The sequence below is a fragment of the Streptomyces mesophilus genome, assembly GCF_040300965.1.
Classification (GTDB): Bacteria; Actinomycetota; Actinomycetes; order Streptomycetales; family Streptomycetaceae; genus Streptomyces; species Streptomyces mesophilus_A.
On the sequence record NZ_JBEPEW010000310.1, the window covers coordinates 1 to 1718 of the forward strand.

General features: G+C 73.6%; 1 protein-coding gene. It reads left to right on the plus strand.

Features of this window, described 5'->3' with window-relative positions; translation table 11 throughout:
• The first annotated feature begins 508 nt into the window (after positions 1-508).
• The gene (locus ABT367_RS41325; protein WP_352259121.1) at positions 509-1567 is read left to right on the plus strand and encodes a PucR family transcriptional regulator; all 1059 of its coding nucleotides are present in this window, start codon (positions 509-511) and stop codon (positions 1565-1567) included.
• The last annotated feature ends 151 nt before the right edge of the window (positions 1568-1718 follow it).

Genomic DNA, 1718 nt, shown 5'->3' on the forward strand with positions numbered 1-1718 from the left:
TGAGGGCGGCGAGCAAGGCGCGGCCGCGCTGCTCCTCGCCGGCGCGGCCGTCCGCACGGGCGGCGCCGGCGGTGGCGGGGACGGCAAGGGCCGCGGTGAGCGCGGTGGTGAACAGGCGTCGGTCCATGGATGGTTCCTCACAGGCGTGGGTCGGTCTGCCGGACCGCAGCCTCGACGGTCCGCCCCAGCGGCGTCCGAACTGCGGATGACGTGCAGTCGACCAGGTGCCGCCGAGTTGATCAAGAGCGGCTCCGGTACGCGAGCGAGGCGAGTGGGAGGCGGGTCGTCGGGGTGGCCCGGCGCCGTTCTCTTCCGAGACCCGGCACCGGGCGATCCCCCGTGCATCCCCGTTTCCCCCGTGAGCAGATCTTTGCAGCGCACGCGGCTTGCTCGCATTGCCGGGATCCGGCAGTCTTTACGCGTTCTTGATGCCGGGGCGCGCCGGTCGGGCGTGGGGAGCGCTGTGGGCGGGCCCGGCAGCCGTACGCACATGAGGGTGGGGAAGCCGATGGCCGGGGTGGAAGAGACCGGGGAGTGCCTCGACGGCTATGCCGAGTTGCTCGCGGCCGTGTCCACGACCGGCCGGCGCCTCAGCCGGGACGAACTCGAACTGCGCCGCACACTCGGCGAACGGGCGGCCGAACAAGGGCACGCCCTGCGCGAACTCGTCCAGGAGCACCTCGCCGCGACCCGTTGCGCCTGGCCCTACGTGGCGCGGCACGCCGACAGCGTCCTGGCCGCGGTCGAGCAGGCCGTGGACGCCTTCGCCGAGGGGTACGAGCGCGCCCAGCGCCTCGCCGTACGCCGCGAGGAGGCGGCGCGGCGGGAGTTCATCGATGATCTGCTGCACGGACGCAGCGACCTCGGACGGCTCGCCGAACGCGCCGAGCGCTTCGGGCTGCGTCTCGCGCATGCGCATGCGGTGGCCGTCGCCGCCGGTCCTGACGCGTACACGGAGACCGACCCGGTGGGGCGCGGTGTGGCCGCCGCGCTGCACGCGCGCTTCGGTGACCGGTCCATTCTCCTGACCACCAAGGACGGCCGGCTGATCTGCATCGCCCCCGGCGACCAGACCGAAGTGCTCACGTACTTCGCCAAGCAGGCGCACGCGGCCACCGACGGCGGCCAGGTCGCGCTCGGCCGGCCGCACCCGGGCGCCGGGGGTGTCGTGCGCAGCTACGAGGAGGCGCTGGGCGCACTGGACCTAGCCGAGCGGCTGCACCTCGACCAACCCGTCCTGAAGGCCGCCGATTTGCTGGTCTACCCCGTACTCACCCGGGACCGCGAGGCCATGGCCGATCTCGTACGCAGCGCACTCGGGCCGCTGCAGGAGGCACGGGGCGGAGCGGGACCGCTGATCGGGACCTTGATGGTGTACTTCGACGCGGGGTGCGTCGCCGCGGAGGCGGCACGTCGGCTCAGCCTGAGCGTGCGGGCGCTGACGTACAGGCTGGAGCGGATCCATCAGCTGACGGGCTCCGACCCGGCCGACCCCGTACACCGCTACACCCTGCAGACCGCGGTGATCGGCGCACGACTGCTCGACTGGCCGGCGAAGCCGCTCTGATACGCAGGCGGGCTGCTGCCTCACGGCTCCTGATCACCGGACCCCAGCGCCGGGCGCTGCCTCACGCCTCCTGAGCAGCCGCCCCCACAGCGCCGGCCGCCGCCTCACGCCTCCTGAGCAGCCGCCCCCAGCGCCGGCCGCGCCACCCGAG

What these genes read in the sequence shown, in the direction of transcription:
- ABT367_RS41325 (WP_352259121.1), top strand. Translation starts at nt 509, where the DNA reads ATGGCCGGGGTGGAAGAGACCGGGGAGTGCCTCGACGGCTATGCCGAG.